This window comes from Agrobacterium rosae (assembly GCF_002915175.1).
In the GTDB taxonomy this organism is placed as follows: Bacteria; Pseudomonadota; Alphaproteobacteria; order Rhizobiales; family Rhizobiaceae; genus Agrobacterium; species Agrobacterium rosae.
On sequence record NZ_NXEJ01000012.1, the window covers coordinates 1 to 16,789 of the forward strand.

The 16,789-nt window shown below is 55.4% G+C and carries 18 protein-coding genes and 2 pseudogenes; 17 read left to right on the forward strand and 3 right to left on the reverse strand.

What is annotated here, in order from left to right; all coding sequences use genetic code 11:
* The first annotated feature begins 458 nt into the window (after positions 1-458).
* From CPJ18_RS26895 to CPJ18_RS22745, 5 genes and pseudogenes are all read left to right on the forward strand, one after another.
* Positions 459-659 carry a hypothetical protein gene (locus CPJ18_RS26895; RefSeq protein WP_167397965.1) on the forward strand — a complete coding sequence of 67 codons (201 nt, stop codon included), beginning with the start codon at positions 459-461 and terminating at the stop codon, positions 657-659.
* Positions 660-692: 33 nt separating this feature from the next.
* A complete protein-coding gene (locus tag CPJ18_RS26900) occupies positions 693-1,106 on the forward strand; it encodes a hypothetical protein (protein WP_167397966.1) in 414 nt (137 codons plus the stop codon).
* Positions 1,107-1,302: 196 nt separating this feature from the next.
* On the forward strand, positions 1,303-1,506 hold the full coding sequence (locus CPJ18_RS27645) for a hypothetical protein (protein ID WP_103660101.1): 204 nt from the start codon (positions 1,303-1,305) through the stop codon (positions 1,504-1,506).
* A gap of 90 nt (positions 1,507-1,596) precedes the next feature.
* A pseudogene (locus CPJ18_RS27650) lies at positions 1,597-1,736 on the forward strand (GTP-binding protein); the annotation flags it as partial.
* Between the two features lie 374 nt (positions 1,737-2,110).
* Positions 2,111-3,346, forward strand: a complete 1,236-nt coding sequence (locus CPJ18_RS22745) for a GGDEF domain-containing protein (protein WP_245445465.1) — start codon at positions 2,111-2,113, stop codon at positions 3,344-3,346.
* A gap of 582 nt (positions 3,347-3,928) precedes the next feature.
* Here CPJ18_RS22745 and CPJ18_RS22750 read toward each other — a convergent pair.
* The 3 genes from CPJ18_RS22750 to CPJ18_RS22765 all read right to left on the reverse strand — a co-directional run bounded on the left by CPJ18_RS22750 (position 3,929) and on the right by CPJ18_RS22765 (position 7,374).
* The gene (locus tag CPJ18_RS22750) at positions 3,929-5,158 is read right to left on the reverse strand and encodes an FAD-dependent monooxygenase (protein ID WP_103660102.1); all 1,230 of its coding nucleotides are present in this window, start codon (positions 5,156-5,158) and stop codon (positions 3,929-3,931) included.
* A 53-nt stretch (positions 5,159-5,211) separates the two neighbouring features.
* Complete coding sequence (locus CPJ18_RS22755) at positions 5,212-5,661, reverse strand: MarR family winged helix-turn-helix transcriptional regulator (protein ID WP_103587907.1); 450 nt, start codon at positions 5,659-5,661, stop codon at positions 5,212-5,214.
* A gap of 855 nt (positions 5,662-6,516) precedes the next feature.
* On the reverse strand, positions 6,517-7,374 hold the full coding sequence (locus CPJ18_RS22765; protein ID WP_245445466.1) for an alpha/beta fold hydrolase: 858 nt from the start codon (positions 7,372-7,374) through the stop codon (positions 6,517-6,519).
* Between the two features lie 214 nt (positions 7,375-7,588).
* On the opposite strand from CPJ18_RS22765, the gene CPJ18_RS22770 reads away from it, so the two are divergent.
* From CPJ18_RS22770 to CPJ18_RS22820, 12 genes and pseudogenes are all read left to right on the forward strand, one after another.
* Positions 7,589-8,209 carry a TetR/AcrR family transcriptional regulator gene (locus CPJ18_RS22770; protein WP_077122444.1) on the forward strand — a complete coding sequence of 207 codons (621 nt, stop codon included), beginning with the start codon at positions 7,589-7,591 and terminating at the stop codon, positions 8,207-8,209.
* 461 nt (positions 8,210-8,670) lie between these two features.
* Positions 8,671-8,820: a hypothetical protein gene (locus tag CPJ18_RS26905; protein WP_153367018.1), complete on the forward strand. Its 150-nt coding sequence runs from the start codon at positions 8,671-8,673 to the stop codon at positions 8,818-8,820.
* Between the two features lie 181 nt (positions 8,821-9,001).
* Positions 9,002-10,069, forward strand: a complete 1,068-nt coding sequence (locus tag CPJ18_RS22775) for a Fic family protein (protein WP_244910381.1) — start codon at positions 9,002-9,004, stop codon at positions 10,067-10,069.
* A 324-nt stretch (positions 10,070-10,393) separates the two neighbouring features.
* The gene (locus tag CPJ18_RS22780; RefSeq protein ID WP_077122446.1) at positions 10,394-10,963 is read left to right on the forward strand and encodes a hypothetical protein; all 570 of its coding nucleotides are present in this window, start codon (positions 10,394-10,396) and stop codon (positions 10,961-10,963) included.
* Positions 10,960-11,673: a hypothetical protein gene (locus tag CPJ18_RS22785; protein WP_103660104.1), complete on the forward strand. Its 714-nt coding sequence runs from the start codon at positions 10,960-10,962 to the stop codon at positions 11,671-11,673. The genes CPJ18_RS22780 and CPJ18_RS22785 overlap by 4 nt, the downstream gene beginning before the upstream one ends.
* Positions 11,674-12,151: 478 nt before the next feature.
* Complete coding sequence (locus CPJ18_RS27265) at positions 12,152-12,385, forward strand: hypothetical protein (RefSeq protein ID WP_245445467.1); 234 nt, start codon at positions 12,152-12,154, stop codon at positions 12,383-12,385.
* A gap of 32 nt (positions 12,386-12,417) precedes the next feature.
* Positions 12,418-12,639, forward strand: coding sequence for a hypothetical protein (locus tag CPJ18_RS26650; protein ID WP_143239488.1), 222 nt, complete (start codon positions 12,418-12,420; stop codon positions 12,637-12,639).
* A gap of 285 nt (positions 12,640-12,924) precedes the next feature.
* Positions 12,925-13,181 (forward strand): annotated as a pseudogene (locus tag CPJ18_RS27655) (TraC family protein).
* Between the two features lie 78 nt (positions 13,182-13,259).
* A complete protein-coding gene (locus CPJ18_RS22800; RefSeq protein ID WP_245445468.1) occupies positions 13,260-13,496 on the forward strand; it encodes a WGR domain-containing protein in 237 nt (78 codons plus the stop codon).
* A gap of 115 nt (positions 13,497-13,611) precedes the next feature.
* Positions 13,612-13,890: an HU family DNA-binding protein gene (locus CPJ18_RS22805; protein WP_103660106.1), complete on the forward strand. Its 279-nt coding sequence runs from the start codon at positions 13,612-13,614 to the stop codon at positions 13,888-13,890.
* 402 nt (positions 13,891-14,292) lie between these two features.
* The gene (locus tag CPJ18_RS22810; protein WP_103660107.1) at positions 14,293-15,210 is read left to right on the forward strand and encodes a nucleotidyltransferase and HEPN domain-containing protein; all 918 of its coding nucleotides are present in this window, start codon (positions 14,293-14,295) and stop codon (positions 15,208-15,210) included.
* Between the two features lie 693 nt (positions 15,211-15,903).
* On the forward strand, positions 15,904-16,704 hold the full coding sequence (locus tag CPJ18_RS22820) for an NYN domain-containing protein (RefSeq protein ID WP_103660109.1): 801 nt from the start codon (positions 15,904-15,906) through the stop codon (positions 16,702-16,704).
* Positions 16,705-16,789: the final 85 nt, after the last annotated feature.

The window sequence follows — 16,789 nt, forward strand, 5'->3', positions numbered from 1 at the left end:
GCCTGATGGGCCGCTTAAGACAGGATTGAGTGATGCTGACCGAAAGTCCGCTCACCGGACGCTAACGAGCAAACATCAGCAGAACTCAGGAGAGTTGCCCAATACGGTTTCGATTCGATCTCACGTTGGCTGACCGAACCGGGTTCCAGACATGGAACTACCTCGGCCACAGGCAAAGCAACAAAGACAAGCTGCCGCGCAAAAAGCCTTTTGAATAAAAGCACGCCTGACGCGGCCAAAGCCAGTTATCGATCAAAACCCGGTCCGAAGCCCAAGCCCATCGAAGAGTTCCCGGAGCCGCTCTTCGAGACTATGAGGAACCGATATCTTTTCAGGCTGCTCTCCAATTCCATATCGACCGCTTCGGCGAGAGTTATTACCATTTGCATCGCGCCATATTCCGGGATGGTCACACACTCGAAGCAACGACATTGCTGAGCTGGCTGAAGGGGACGAAAGTGCCACCCAGTGTGGCAAACCTGGAAATTCTCAATCGCATAGAGCGACGGTACCGACTGCCACTTGGTTATTTCAAGGAGAAGCTTCCTTACCAGTCTCGTGCCGGGATCGGATATGATATCGGTGACGATGTGTCGCCCGCAGAGCGCCGACGTCTGGCATGGCATCTGCCGGATGATTTCAACTTATTACCAGAGTAAAAGCGTGCCGAAATTCTTGAATGGGTAAGGCGCGTGATCTTAACGGGTGCGACGGAGTACCGTCGTTACCAGGCGCTGGCAACGAAGCAACGCTATGCGATCCGCTTCCCCGGCGTAACTTACGGCGGCTCTCATAGACCGATGACATCACCGCGTAATGTGGTCGATAAAAGTAACGACGAGCTGGAAGACTCCGATATGCTTTCAGGGGTAATTGACGCCCCTGCCCGCTTGGCGCTTGAAATGGCCAATCTGATGTCGTTCAAGAACGCGACCCTGACTGCAGTCGGCTTCAAACGAAATGGCGTATGGGGTGAAGAGACGGCATCTCAGAAGCTCGAGCATCTTGGGTTGATGTTTGGCGCTCTCGCTGCGGAGCGTGGGTGCCAATCAAAACCCCATTGCGCCAGCCCGAGCGCCTATGGCAAACCGCGAAAGAAGGACTAGCGCCAGTCCCCAATAGACAAACTTTCTCAGTTCCCAATCGCCGAAGATGACATATCGGGACTGAGGCCCACCATCATGCTTGTGGAGCTTGACATGACGTCTTGGACCTCTCTATGTTATCGATCACAAGCCTCACGTCTTTCGGAAAAGAATACACGCTTTGCGCCGTGTTCCATTATATTTCAAACCTGAGATAATGGACTTCGCCGCCGCCGGCACGGGTGTCTGCAAGGGCCTCACCCTCCGCAGCTACGTCATCAACTTCGCGCATTTCATTAGGGCGGCGCGGTTCAACGAGCCAGTCGTCAGCATGAACTGCCGTTATGTGTGGTACGTCGACCATCACGATCACTACCTCACGGTTCAGATAGCCGCCGATGCTGACCTTTCCAAGCTTTGAACTCGCTCTAGCGTTTTTGTAGTGAGCGCCTATCGCCCCATTCAACGGCGCCTTGGTCGGATCAGCTTGTCGTAGAGCTTCTGTCCAGTGGGTGACCGACAGCAGGAGATCGTCCTCATCGGCGCAGATCCCAGGAACCAGGCGGCTATTCGGGCAGAGCTGGATGCATGCCGGAGCTCTGGCAGGATAGGCCTGATCCGTTCCCAGCGTCGCAAAAGCTGGCGGTATGACGGCTGCAAATGCGGATCGGGCCAACCGCTAGTTTCTGGTGGCCTGCTTCTCACCATAGTCTTCGCGATCCCTGCGCATGCCCTGCCCATTGTGGAAGCAGCCCTCAATGCGCGGACTTACTCGGCAAGCGAACGCAGGGGGCTTCCCCCTATTTGGCGATAGTTCAGCACCGATACGACTCTCGCGAGACAGTCCCCTTGTACCGTCGTATTCGATCAGCCGGCGAACCCTTTTGCGGATCGCACCCCTAGCTTTAGTGCCAGCACTCAACAGCACGCTTAACGCTACGCCAACCATGTCAGCAATATGAGAGGCGACGTAAAGAATCTTATAAAGACCGCCCTGTAAGCTTTTACATAAGGCGGGCAGAGCAATGCAGATCGATTTACAAACCCTTTGGTACTTAACCGTTGGAACGCTCCTTGTGTCAGCGTCGCTTCTCCTTTGGGAGAGGCAGGCTCATCCAGGTCGCGCACGCGTGCTCGGTGTTCTGGCCGCGGCACTGTTCTCGTTCGTTCTCGGCTGCATGCTTGCAATGAACCGCAGCCACTTTCCGGCCACGCTCGGCATGGGGGCGATCAACATCCTGATGATGTTGGGCTACCTTCTGGTCCTTAACGCCATCGCCGGCCTCGACGGTCACCGGTATCTCTGGTCGTCCGTCGCAGCGCTAAGCTTCCTAGCCATCGCCTGGGCGATCGCCGGCACGCACTTCCCGGCCGCCTTCTGGAACCATGTCTCGTCTATCCCCATCGCGCTGGCCTGCGGCCTGACAGCATGGATACTTCTGCGCAGCCGCACAGTCCAGCGATTGCGCTCACGTCCGATCGCAGTATCGATCTCGGCCGTCCATGCCGTGTTCTATCTTGGCCGAGCGTTCATTGCTCCTGTTCTACTTCAACGGTACGGGCAAGATATTATCTCCATCATCGGGAAGGCGACGATGTACGAGGCCGTCTTGTATTCGGTAGCGATGCCGATGTCTTTTCTGATGATCATTCGAGAGGAGGAAAAGCTGCACCTGCTCCGCATGTCACAAACCGATCAGTTGACTGGGCTTGCAAATCGTCACGCCTTTTTTGAGCAGGCATCTCGGATCCTCCGGGAGCGGCATGGTGACCCCGTCTCACTGCTCGCCTTCGACCTCGACCACTTCAAGGCGATCAACGACCGTCATGGACATCCAACCGGAGATAGAGTTTTGCAGCTGTTCGCCGAAACCGCCCGCGAAGAAGCGGGGCCCGAAGCGCTTATTGTCCGGCTGGGCGGTGAGGAATTCGCTGCGCTTCTGCCAGGGTGCGACCATTTCCAAGCTCTCAGTCGCGGCTCGGCGATCGCAAGCCGGTTTGCCAAAGCAGCCGCTCGGGCAGAGGGCTTGAGAATCCAGGCCACCGTCAGTATCGGCCTTGCGGAACCAGACTGCCACGACCTCGCCGGGATGCTTGCAAGCGCCGATAGCGCGCTGTACCGCGCGAAAGCTCTTGGGCGGAATCGCGTTGAGACCGCACGGCCCAGCGACTTGGAGCAGACAGGGCGCTTTTTCAAGGAGCAAAATATTCCATTGGCGCAGACATCAAGGAATAGGCTGGTTATTGAGCCCATCATATGAGCGGGGTGATCCTCGAATTTAGATAAGGCATCGCCTGCAATGATTCGACCTCTGGACTTAACGTTTCCATGCAGGTGCAACTGTTGGGTTTGGCGGTCACCATCCAGACGATAATCGGCCTCACCTATCTTCCGATCAGGCACACCTCTTTTGTCGTTGGACAGATGGCAGACCGGACTGGCGTACCGAAATGTGGGAAAGTTGGCATATAACGGGCCGTCGAAGGGATCGATAAGTCACTCAAACATGCCTAGACAGGTATATTGGTGGACGCTGCCGTTGATATCTTCGGCATCTACGACTGAAGTGGCACTTCAAGGTATCCTCGAGCTCGGTTTGGGTTCTGATCAATTTTGCTAACCGGCGAAACACGCCCATTTCCAAATTCCTTAGAAAAGAATATGGAATCGAAATTATACATTAATTAGTAGACTACAGGCACCGCTTGCCAAGATGCGACGTTCAACGAGAAAAAAATTCGACCTTTTCTTGAGAGAAGCCGGACTTCGATATCATTTTTTTGAGAATTCGCTCGAATCGGAATACATTTCTGGGCTGTAAAGCTCCATGGAAATGCCACCATCAAGCAACGGGCCCGCGATCACCAGTTTCGATCCTTGCCATGAATGCGTCGTAGCGAGAAAGATCGGGCCCGTCCGGTTCGCTTGCGAAAATTTTGGCGGCAAGGCTGCGGATAGCCGGCTTGCTTGCGATGTTGAGGACTTTATGCAGCACGCTAATGCCAAGCTGGCTGTGGGGGTTCATCATACGAGGCGCAAGTTTCGGCACGCCCTGGCCTTTCTTGACCATTGGCCGCATTGCTTCCTCGTATGCAGAAAAGACTCGCCTAACATCGCCGCCACGCTGAAGTTCGCTGGCAAGTACGTAGCCGCCTGTGACGGCGAGTGTGGCTCCGATACCTGCGAGAGGCGTCACGCACCATGCAGCGTCGCCGGTGAGCACGACGCGCCCCTTCGACCACTGGCTCATCCGCACTTGGCGCAGCACGTCGAAATAGAAGTCATCTGTTTCCTCCATAGCGGAAAGCACTCGCTGAGCCTGCCAGCCCGCGTCGGCGAAGCGCTTGCGCAAATAGGCTTTCTGCTGCTCGTCACTCCATTCATGCTCGCCATTCGGTGGCTGGTGAAGCGATAGCATGGCCCGTGTGGTTCCATGCGTGTCAGGTCGCAGCGATATGCTCCTGCCTTGCGTCGCATTGTACCAGCGCCACATTTGGTCGTCGTCGGCCTGTCGAGATATGGTGAAATAGGCAATAGTGAGGTCCATCCATCGCGGGTCGTTCTGTTGAGGGAAAACGAGTTCGCGTGTCGATGAGCCTACCCCCTCCGCAATGATGACCGCATCATAATGTGCGGTCTGCCCGCTCGCGAAAGCGACCGAGACTTTTTCTGCGCCATCCTCTATCCGCTCGATGTGATCGCTAAAGCGAAAAGTCGCGCGCTCACGGGCAGGCTCATACAAGAGGCGGGCAAGATCTCCACGCAAGATTTCCATCTCTGCTGTCGGGCCATCGCTACCGAGTTCCTCTGTGACGAACCTGGCAACTACTGCGCCCTTATCGTCGATCCACACGGTCCCCTTTTCGCCTGTCCCGCGATCGAGCGCTTTCCGTTCCAGCCCCATCCGGCGCAGCACCTCACGACCAATACCTCGGATGTCGATATTCTGGCCACCGTCTCGAAACTGAGGGGTACGTTCGACAACTGTCACGTCGAAGCCGTAGCGACCCAGCCACCAGGCGGCCGTGTTACCTGCGACACTTGCGCCACTGATGAGGATATTGCGGGACATAAGATGTTCTCCTTTTCGCAAAGAACATCACTCATGATATGTTTGTTCCGCTGTCAGCGCTCGAAATTGTCGATCAGCCGCTGAAACAGGCGCACCATCGAGCTTGCCTCCGCGGATGAGAAGCCTTCCAGTCCTTTAGCATTTGCCGCCAATAGCGCCTCGCGCCCGCGCAAGGCTGCCTGTTGGCCCTGGCTCGTCAATTCCACCATTGCCGCTCTGCGATCGCTTGAAGAGGGTGACCGACGGATGAGCGCCATTGCTTCCAATTTGTCCAGGAGCGCTGCCATCGCTGGCTGCTTGACGGCTGAAGACCGCACAATGTCGCGCTGGAGCATTGGCCCCTTCCAGGACAGAAGCATGATCGGTCCAATGAGAGAAAGCGAAAGCCCGTACGGTCGAAGGGCCGTATCCACCAGTCGATTGAACACGCGGGCAGCGTGGTTGGCAAGATAGCCGGGGGCGACTGCCGCCTCCGGATGAATATGGTCGTCCTGTTCTGACATGGGTCTTTTCTAGGTCAAGACCGATCATGTTGCCAATAAAAGATTTCCGAGCCTGACGTTCAGTCACAAAACGACGCTTAAATCGCTGCGCGTGACGACAAAAATCTGTCTCTGTCTAGCTGCGATCACGTGCAGCCCAGTGGTACGAAATCCTCAAGGTGGTACCGTTATAGCTCTTGGATCTGAGCCCTCGGAACCGAGACCTATTTGCTGTAGCTCAAAGCACGGGCGCGGACAAATGAAGCTCAGGGATCGAAACCTCCATTTTTGACGCGGCCAAACAGAACTAAGGTCGTCTCGGACATTGTCCAAATGCCTGAGATTACAGAGACCTCACTGGGCTCAGTGCTCACTGTCAAGCGTCCAACTAGGACTGCAACTCGTCAGGGCTTCGACGCGACGTTCCTGAAAGAAAAAAGCCTGCCGCGGGAGGAAGTGCGGCAGGCTTTCCAAAAGAATCGAACAACGACTGGGGGGAGGTGCGTCGCTGTTCCAACAGACGTCTCTTTGGGAAGAGGAGTGGGCCGCCTGAATTCGAAGCTTTGCGGGAGGAGGCGCATCGCTTTGATGAGATCATCATATGCGTTCAACATGAAACAGACTTTGACGCAACACTGCCACGCAAACTGCGAATGGCCCAACTGTTCGCCAGGGATCTCCAGATCAGCGCTTCGGCGTAGGCTAAAGGAAGAGCCGCCCGCACCATCAGCGGGCGTACTATCTTTCAGGGTGGGCAAAAAACGTTGCCGAGCGCATTCTAAAAATGGCTAAGGCGAGCGTTCATGGGCGTCGCAAATCAGTAGCTAGGACGCCCGGAAGTTGACGAGATGAAAGGGTCAGGTGCGGCTGACTTGATCAGCTCTTGCTGTGTACCGAATCCGTGAAACCAGAAAGGTCGCGATTGAAGCGGGCGGCCTCTTCAAAAAACGGCGCGTGGCCCGAATCCGCATAAATGATGGTCTTTATGCCCGGATTCAGTTCTCGGGCGCGATCAATGCTCGGCTGGGTGTTAACAAGTTTGTCCTTCGCTCCGTAGAGCAACAGCATTGGAGCCTTCGCCTTTGGCAGTCCCTCTGCTACTGAAACCGTCATCGAGGGCGTTGATCGCGTCATGACCCACGATGCCATCGCTGCGTTCGACAGCAAGCGTTCGAATGTTGCAGCGTTAGGTTGCGTCTCGAAGCATAAGGCGAGGAACGTGCGGACTGTGTCGAGGTGTGTCCTTAGATCATCGGAAGCCAATCCCTCATAGACTTGCGGATGCGAAGTAATCAACGCGCCTGTCAACTCAATGACTCCATCGACATAAACAAACCCACCGATACTGGCGTCGCCATATGCTGCGAGATAGTTTGAAAGGACGACGCCTCCAAGTGACCATCCGACAAGAACCGGCTTTTGGGCCGAGGAAGCTTTCAGCACAGTTGCAAGGTCATCAGCCCAACGTCGGCCGTCCTTATAAGCTTTCGCATCGTCTGGCTTTCCGGAGAGGCCATGTCCTCGCATGTCATACGTGATCATCCGATATTTTTGCAGTTCTGGACTACCGGTCTGCTTGTCCCAATTAATATGGCTGCCTAGCAATCCATGGACGAACACGATCGGCTGCCCATCCGGGTTGCCTGTTTCCTGCACGGCGATGATAACGCCATCGGATGATTTTACTGTATATTTTTTTTCGGCAGCCGATGCGATCGAACTGAGTACGATCATCAAAAGGGACACCAATGTCCCGAGTGCTGCTCTTCGTGGTAGCTTGATAGTCATAGGGTTCCTAACATAAAACGCAGGCGTGATTGCCCGGGGGTTCGGTCTCGCTTTTCCAGATGCTCACAAAAGCTTTGCATGCGTGCTTGCGTATTATCTGTAGTGATCACTAAACGATACAGTCTTGACTTTCTATGTCAAGTCATCTTTAGTGATCGCTATGGATAAGGTCAGCAAGAAGCGGCGCGGAGGCCCAAGAACGTTCGACCGCGATCAGGCGGTGGATACCGCAATGCGGCTGTTTTGGCGGCATGGATACGAAGGTGTATCATTGAACGATCTCACGTCAGCGATCGGCATTGCGCCGCCAAGCATCTATGCGGCATTCGGTAGCAAAACTGGATTGTATAGGGAGGCGCTGGATCGCTATTTCGAGCCGCGTGGCGTACAGATCGGCTCACCTGCTTCCATGTCTCTTACGGAAGCTATTGATCGCATGCTGCGCAATGCCGTCGACGCCGTCACGGATCCTGCCGGAGAGCTCGGCTGCATGATTTCAAGTGGCATGATTCAATGCGCTCCCGATCACGCGGCGCTTGCTGCTGAGCTGAGCGAGCGGCGGCGCGAGATGCGCGATGCCATTTCAACAGGACTGCAGCGGTGGCTCGATCACGATCGCGCAGGGTCACTTGCTCGTTTCCTTGCCACCATCCTTCAAGGTCTTTCCGTTCAAGCTAGAGATGGAGCAACGCGCGAGCAGCTTTACCAAGTCGTGAGCGAGGCTGTCGCGGGGGTGCGGGCAACAATTGGTTCGCCAGGTATCGCAGAAAGCGACAATTAAACGGTATGCACTACGATCGATGGTGACCAATAATTCCTGTGCCGGGTTGTGTTACCGGGCCACGAGCAAGGCGTCGCAAGCGATCTTGAAATTATCACAGTTCTTGATTGACATGAACCGTCGGAACGTTCTCTCACCCTCCTCTGTTGTTACCAAAAGACATCTTTGATGCTCACGCTGGTCACGGACAACCTACAAAAAATCACCTGCCACAGGGTAAGGTGAGCTAGGGGTTAGTCTCGATCGTTGTTCGCTCCATCGTCATACCTGGTAAAGCATACTTGGGCCGCCCGACCGGGCGGGCTGGAACGCCTGCGCGGTTGGACACTGCCTGAATATCCAAAATTGCAGACTCGATGATCTCGGGGGGCTGCTTCAATTACCTCCAGATCAAGATCCGTTAGGACATTCTCACCGACATCATTGTTCACCAACGTCTGCGAAAAGCGATGGGCAGGCCCATGCGCAAAACCTGGGCGGCCAAGGATATTGAGCGCCATCGCTTGGGCAAGTCGTGGATCGTCTTGAGCCGCCACCTGCGCCCCCGCGCAAAGAGCCGCCTATATTTCCTCGTCGCGAACATCACCTTCTGGGCTGAAATACTCAGCTAAGGTCCCATAGGATGACCGTCTCGAATTTTTGAGAGCTGTCCTCTCGCATCTTCTCTCGTCTCGCTGAAAAAGTTTGAATCGGCTCGCGATCAACCTGCAGATGTGAAAAACTATGCGCTGGGAAATTGGATGGAAACGGATGCATTAATGGCGCATACTTCGTTTCAGGAATCGGATGGGAATGGATGATAAAATGGAATTTCTAACTAAGGCTACCGTTCGAATCACGCCCGAAATCCTGTCGCTGATCGCCGAAATCGACGAATTCAAAGGTGCCTGGCGTGCGATCGGCCGGATCGCGCCTGATCGATTATCCAGCCTCAGGCGTGTCGCCACGATCGAAAGTGTCGGTTCCTCTACACGTATCGAAGGGGCGCGCCTCACCGACCGCGACGTCGAAAAGCTGTTGGCAAACATTCGCATGGGGTCATTCACAACACGCGACGAGCAAGAGGTCGCCGGCTACGCGGAGGTTATGGAGACCATTTTCACTGCTTACGAAGCTATCTCGTTTACTGAAAATCATATCCGTCAGCTCCACCGCGACCTTCTTGCGCATTCGATAAAGGATGAGAGGCATCGCGGCGCCTACAAAACTCTCTCCAACAATGTGGAAGCGTTTAACGAACAGGGTGAGAGCCTCGGCATCGTTTTCGAAACGGCTTCGCCGTTCGATACGCCACGTCGTATGGAAGAACTGATCGCTTGGCTGGATGAGCAAGGGCGCGAAAAACGGCTCCATCCACTTTTGGTAGTCGCGATCTTCGTTGTGGTTTTCCTAGAAATCCATCCGTTCCAAGATGGCAATGGCCGCCTATCACGTGTCCTGACCACCTTGCTGCTCCTGCGGGCCGGTTACGCTTACGTCCCTTACAGCTCGCTCGAAAGTATCATCGAGCAAAGCAAGGAGAGCTATTACATCTCGCTTCGCCGCACGCAGGGAACGATCCGCAGCGCCGAGCCCGACTGGAACCCCTGGATCGAGTTCTTTTTGAGTGCCCTGCATCGGCAAAAGATCCGGCTTGAAAAAAAAATGGAGCGCGAGCGTATTATTCTCGCCGACATGCCGGAATTATCCGTCACCTTGCTCGAGTTAGCGCGCGAGCATGGGCGGATCACGGTTGCGGAGGCCGCACGTATCACCCATGCAAGCCGTCACACAATCAAGGATCATCTCAAGGCACTTGTGGATCAAGGGCACCTCGTCCTGCACGGTGCAGGCCGCGGTGCATGGTACGGTCTTTCATGATGAACCGGATGACACGACCATCTGAATAGGTTAGCTCTTGATGAGATTCGAACCGTTGAAGAGTAATTTTGGCAGAGTGAAATTTCGATAAAACAGTCATTTAGGTTAAATTGTCGATATTGTATGATTTTCTAGATTCGACATGTGGCGTCGTCATCCAACCTTTGTCCATGGGTAGCAATCACCCTAGCGAAGTCGATGAGTTGGTGTGTCACATCGAGCTTTTTGCCACAGACCATTAATTCTAGGCGCGGTGTCCACATATTGACAGGACGTACTGCTTCGGGCTAACTGTCCTCAGTCCTAGGACAGAGGACAGTGTTTATGAAGAGCCAAGATATAGTCGTCCTGCTAAAGCTGGTAAGCCTGCAAGACCAGGAACTCACCAAGGGCATTGATCAGTTGCGATCGGAATCCGTGGGGGGAGACCCTTATTCTGTTCGGAACCTAGAGGCGCTACTCGGGATCAGCAAGACCGAAATAGCGCAGTCGATCAAGCGCAGTGTCGCATCAGGTATCGCGCGAAAAGATAATAGCAAGAACGAGCCTAGGCCAAGCCGAAGGAACCTGTTCGGCTTCATTACCACCGGGCTAAAGTTCGTCTTCCCCGCCCAAGTTGGGCCGATGCAGCGCGGCGTACCGACCGCCTTCGCCGCACCTATGCTCACGGAACTCCTGATCAGCGGCGGGACGTACAACTACGTTTGGCCCTATGCCAACGGAAGGGAGATGGGGCAGGCGGTGGAGCCGCTCTTCAAGACCGTGCCGGACGCAGTACTGAAGGACGACGCACTCTACGAGTACCTTGCGCTGGTCGATGCGATCCGGCTGGGGAACCAGCGGGAAGTTGGTCTCGCGACCGACCGCCTTAAGTCAAGGATCATGAGCAAATGACAGCGATCCGCGCTCAACTGCTGGAAATGATGAGAGCCGTTGCCTCGGCCCTTGGCGAAGACCTCCGCTCGCGCCTAGTCTTCGTCGGCGGATGTACGACCGCGCTATTCATCACTGATCTGGTCACGCTCGAGGATGTGCGTGCCACAGACGACATCGACCTGATCGTTGACCTGGCGGGCCTTCCCGCCTGGGCACAGCTCCAGGAAGAACTTCGACAACGGGGCTTTATGGAGGCCGCCGACGAGGAGGTGATCTGCCGCATGCGTCTCGGCAAGCTCATGGTTGACTTCATGCCGGATGATTCGGCTATCCTCGGATTTGGAAATCGATGGTACGCGGGTGGAATCGAGACGGCACAGCACTACCAGCTCTCAGAAGACCTCGCGATTCGGATCCTGACGCCGCCAATGTTTCTTGCGACGAAGCTCGAGGCCTATGCCGGAAGGGGAAACGGCGACTTGATCATGAGCCGTGACGCTGAAGACATCCTCCTTATCGTCGACGGCAGGGAGGAACTCCTTGCGGAGGTCACGGCGGCCGGCAACGACGTTCGAAATTTCATTGCCGGACGATTTTGTGCGCTCCTCGAACAAGGTGACTTCGACGATTTCCTCGACGGCAATATCCGCGGGCCCATCGGTCGTGTAGAAATCGTCAAGGACAGGTTTGTCTCGATAAGCAATTGTGCGGATGGCACCGCACAATGAAAATCGAGGCCCGATGGTTGAGCCAAAAAGGAACGCGCACCGACGACAATCGCGACCATGCAGGGATCGCCGGGAGGCATGGCGAATTCCTCGCTATCGTGGCTGAGGTGCCACGAACGGCTCGAACAACGGAGGATATGCACGGGCAATCGTCGAAGCTGTCGTCGACTGGTTTGCCGGAACCGACGATGCGTGGGGCCACGAGCTCATGCAAGCCAAGCTTCGGGAGATTAATCACACCCTTCGAAACTCGTTTCCGAGGGGGTCCACCAGCATTATCCTCTTTCACCTAAGGGACACGGGCTCCTTTACGGTTCTTCACTCAGGAGATTGCCTTCTCGGCAAACACGACGGCTAGGTACACTGGCAAGTCACGCCACATACCCTTGCAAACGCCCTGGCGGACATACCTCTCGATGCGATCGCAAAATCCCCCACGAGGCACCTTCTCACCAAGAGTTTTCGTTCTAGGGAGTTCATGACCCTAGACGTCCTCGCAGAAAAGAAGGCCGGCGGCACGCTTCTTCTTGCCACCGATGGCTTCTGGGCGGAATTGCCGGAAAGCGAGCAGGAAGCATTCCTTGGTGGCGGCCAGTCAGTTGCTCCAGAAAGAGATGATCGCAGTGTGCTACGATTACAGCTTTCTGCAGAGGAGCCGACCGAAATCTTGCTGGACGATGGTGGATCGACCAATTTTTATGTGAGGACTTAGGCGCCCCAGAAGTAACCTAGGAGCAGTAAGTCATGGAAGAAGGGACATTTGTGTGCGACACGCTGCCGAATTTTTCAGAGCTCTTGATTGGCTACGACGCAGGGATCCAAGCGATCTTCGATAGAATTTTCGCAGCGCCGAGCATTAATCCTTTTCCCAAGCCGGAGTTCTGCGCTGAGCGTCGTCGAGTCGGGCCGGACAGAGAAACAAAAACTGGCGCATGTCGATGGCAATCCAAGAGATCGAATGCCTAAAACTCGAGCTATGGCATTGTTTATGCTTCGTTCGGGCTTAGCGTACGATTTTCGACTGCTCTTGTTCTGCCCCCCCTACGACGGCCCCGCCAAGGGCCGTGGGCAAGCACGTCGCATCAGCGACGTATAATTGCGCCCTTGGATCCGCTCCTTCGGAACGGCGGGATCATCCTCCAAAGTGTCGGCTTTGCCGACGTGCAGATCTGCACATTCCTTCGGACGTGCTTTTGAGGAAATCTTGCAGCGGAACAGACGCCGCAAGATTTCCAGGGAGATGCGACCGGAATGAAGAAGCCATCATCGAAGATCAGGGAAGAAATCGCCAGATTGCAGGATCAGCTGAGACAAGCAGAAACACGCGAAGCCGAGCGCATCGGCAGGATCGCGCTGAAGGCCGGTCTCGGTGAGATCAAAGTCTACGCAGCAGAGTTTCAGGCTGCCTCGAGGACTTAGTCAAATGGTTTCACGGAAGCGAAGGCTTGACCGGGATCAGCGAAACGGGCCGGAGGTTGGACGGATCGCGCCAACACTTGTGCGAATGATCCGTGCACGGACGGATCAATGTAATGAATCGACATTGGTGGTCCGATTCAAAACTCTCGTTGGTCAGCAGAATCCAGATGAGCGATTCTGCCGTCATGATCACGCAGCCCGATCACCTCTATGTCGAGCGTATTGCGCCGGAAAAGAACATGGCGCGGTTTATGCACTTACTGTTCAGCCGGCTTTGTTCGGCGCGCTATCTCTTGCGCGCTTGGGGCCGGATTGGCACGCGCGGACGGCAGATGTTGCATCTGTTCGACAACGAGAGCTGGGCTGTCCTTCTCTTCCTCGATGTCCTCCGCGAAAGCGCATGAGGGGTATCTCCCAAAACGAACTTTGGAAACTTCCAGCATTTGACAGGAGAACCAATGACAAGTCGTCATAAGCTGACACGCATTTTTCTTTTGTAAGAATATCCGAGGAATTTCCATGACCACAACAAATGAAATCGCCGAAAAGATTGCAGCGGACAACGGCCTGACCAAGGTCCAGGCCAAGGGTATCGTTGAAGCCGTGTTCCAGGCCATCGCAGATGCAGCAGGCTCCGACGCTGAAACGTCAATTCCAGGCTTCGGGAAATTCAAGGTGAAGGCATCACCTGCGCGCGAGGGCCGCAATCCCGCGACCGGGGAGAAGATGACGGTTGCCGCTTCAAAGAAGCTGACCTTTGCGCCTGCTAAGGCGCTCAAGGATGCACTGAACAAGTGATCTCTGGTAGAGAGCCCCGCCTTGGCAAGCGGGGCATCCAGTCTCAGTCCCGGTTCGACCAGGACCGGATGAGGGAGAGTCGCGTCACTCAGTGAAGGTGGACCCCACACTTATCGGCGTGCTTGCCGATTGGAGCTTGGGTCGCGCCGTGGCTAGACCAGCACGCTCGCCACAGTTGACGAACCTATCAAGGTCGGACCAGGATTTTGAGGAGTGACATGCGTCAAGTCGACAATGCCTCTACCCCTGTCCGATCATATGCGGGCTGAAGGGACGCCACCGTTGTCATTTCCGATCCGTCCTGTAAACCGGACGGTAACGATGTGGCGCTGATATGATCGGCGAAGATCATCGCCAAGCAAGCATCGCGGTCAACCGTTTCAAAAGGATCAGGAAACATCCATGAGAACCAGCCTGGATCATCTGCCTCCCGCAAAGCAGACAGAACTGAAACGGCTGGTCGACATCCTGCATGAAGAGTTCGACGACGCGCTCAAAGGTGCAACCGCCGACTTCAAGAAAAAAGGCCGCATTCTCAAAATCATCCTCTTCGGCTCCTACGCCCGTGGCACCTACGTCGATGAACCTCACACCAAAAAAGGCTACCGTTCCGATTACGACATTCTCGTCATCGTTAATAATCGCAAGCTGACCGATGTCACCGCCTACTGGAACAGGGCATTTGACCGGCTGGCGCGCACCGGTGAGATCAGTGCACCCGTCAGCGTCATCGTTCATTCCCTGCGTGAGGTGAACACGGAGCTGAAGAAGGGTCGGTACTTCTTCGTCGAAATCCGCCACGACGGCATTGCGCTTTATGATATCGATGGAGAGCCCTTGGCTGAACCGGAAGCGCTGCCACCGCATGAGGCGTGGCGCATCGCGTGTGAGTATTATTACAACAAATTACCTGGTATGAAATCGTTTCTCGATACAGCCCAATATCTGGTTCAGAAGGGTCAGTTCAAACACGCTAGTTTTGAGCTTCATCAAGCGGTGGAACAGGCCTACTCGACGCTGCTTTTGATCAAGACCAACTACAGCCCGCCATCCCACAACATCCGGTTTCTGCGCAGTTTGACCGAAGAGTTAGAGCCGGTCCTGATCGATGTCTGGCCGCGCAACAACCAGCGCTTTATGGCGTGGTTCAATATCCTCAATGAAGCCTATGTCAAAGCCCGCTATTCGGATCATTACGAGATTACGAAAGAAGCGCTGGAATGGCTGATCGAGCGCACCCAGGCCCTCGTTGAAGCCGTCGACACGGCAGCATTGCTGCACCTCGAAGCGGTCAAGCCAAAGCACGCGGACTCACGATAAACCAGCCGACCCTGCAAAACGTTCATTCGCCCTGCGCTTCGATCTGTTTGGTTATCAGGGGCACTTGAATGGACCCAGACCGACGACGAAGAGTACCGTTTCATCTCCTCTCATGTGCGCCGGCGAAATCCAAGACAATCGCTTTAGGACTAGCGACGTATTAAGGTGGCAGCAGCGTCGGCTTATTGTGTCGGGAATTCGGTTTCGAAAGGACCGAGCGCAGGGCAAGCTGCACGAAACGATGATTTTGTCTTTCATCGACGAGCGACGCGCTCAAGAACGACGCCGTCAGTGGCGGACGATCGCAGGCTCCTCAACCGAGCAGGGATGAGCGACCAGTGCTCATACCGGCAATGTTTCAAGGGAGATCGACTAGACCCACACGCAGGTGGTTTCCATGCGGAACTGAGGCGGTTGGGGATGCGGACGAAAACTTGGACCGCCAGGACGGGAAAGCGGGAATTCTCGGCGCGGTTGCGCCGGAAAGAGGCAGCCGCAGGAGCCTTAGCACAGCTCCGCGAAGCGGAAGGCGGAACCGACTGCCGCCCACGCAACCGTTCCGCACGGCAACTGCCATCGTTTCAGCGTGTTGCAGATTGCCTAGACCCCAAGCAAAAAATGCTTCGAGTATCCAGGTAGCGGAACCCGCTTGTTTAAGGCAAAAAGGGATGCTTGCAACAAAAGGCTCGACAGATGACCGGCACATCCGACACGTTGGCTCTCCTCATCGATGGCGACAATGCCTCCCCAAAAATCGTCAGTGGGCTCCTGGCCGAGATCGCCACCTATGGCACCGCCAGTGTCAAGCGCATCTATGGGGACTGGACCAAGCCCAACCTCAACGGCTGGAAAGAGTGCCTACTGGAGCATTCCATCCAACCGGTCCAGCAATTTGCCTACACGACGGGAAAGAATGCCACGGACGGCGCAATGATCATCGATGCGATGGACCTGCTCTATACCGGCCGCTTTTCTGCATTCTGCATCGTTTCCAGCGATAGCGATTTCGCCAGACTGGCCTCACGTATCCGCGAACAGGGCGTCACCGTCTACGGCTTCGGCGAACGCAAAACCCCGCGCCCCTTCATTACTGCTTGCGACAAGTTCGTCTATTTCGACGTGCTCAACGCCAACTCGGTCGAGCCGGAGGCGCCGCGCCACGATCCGCAACCGGCCGCTGTATCGAAAGCGAAGGAGGCCAAGGCATCCCCCGCCAAGGCGCCAGCAAAACCGAAGCTTGACGCTGCCGCATTGAAGATGCTCGAAAACGCTGTGACCGCGTCGGCCGATGAAGACGGTCGGGCCAACCTGGCACGTGTCGGCGCCCATTTGGCGAAACAATCGCCAGACTTCGATGCACGCAACTACGGCTTTGCCCGCCTCACCGACCTCGTCGAGGCTTCCGGCATCGTCGATGTGGAGAGAAGTGGCGACAGCCCGAAGATTGTCACGGTGCGCATGAAGGGGAAGGCAAGGCCGAAGCCCAACGGCTAGGCTCGACCGCCAATGGGATCGCGGCGGCCTATCCGAAATGTCCCGCTCCAAACCACAGGTGTCGCCTTGGTGAAGGCGCTCGCAT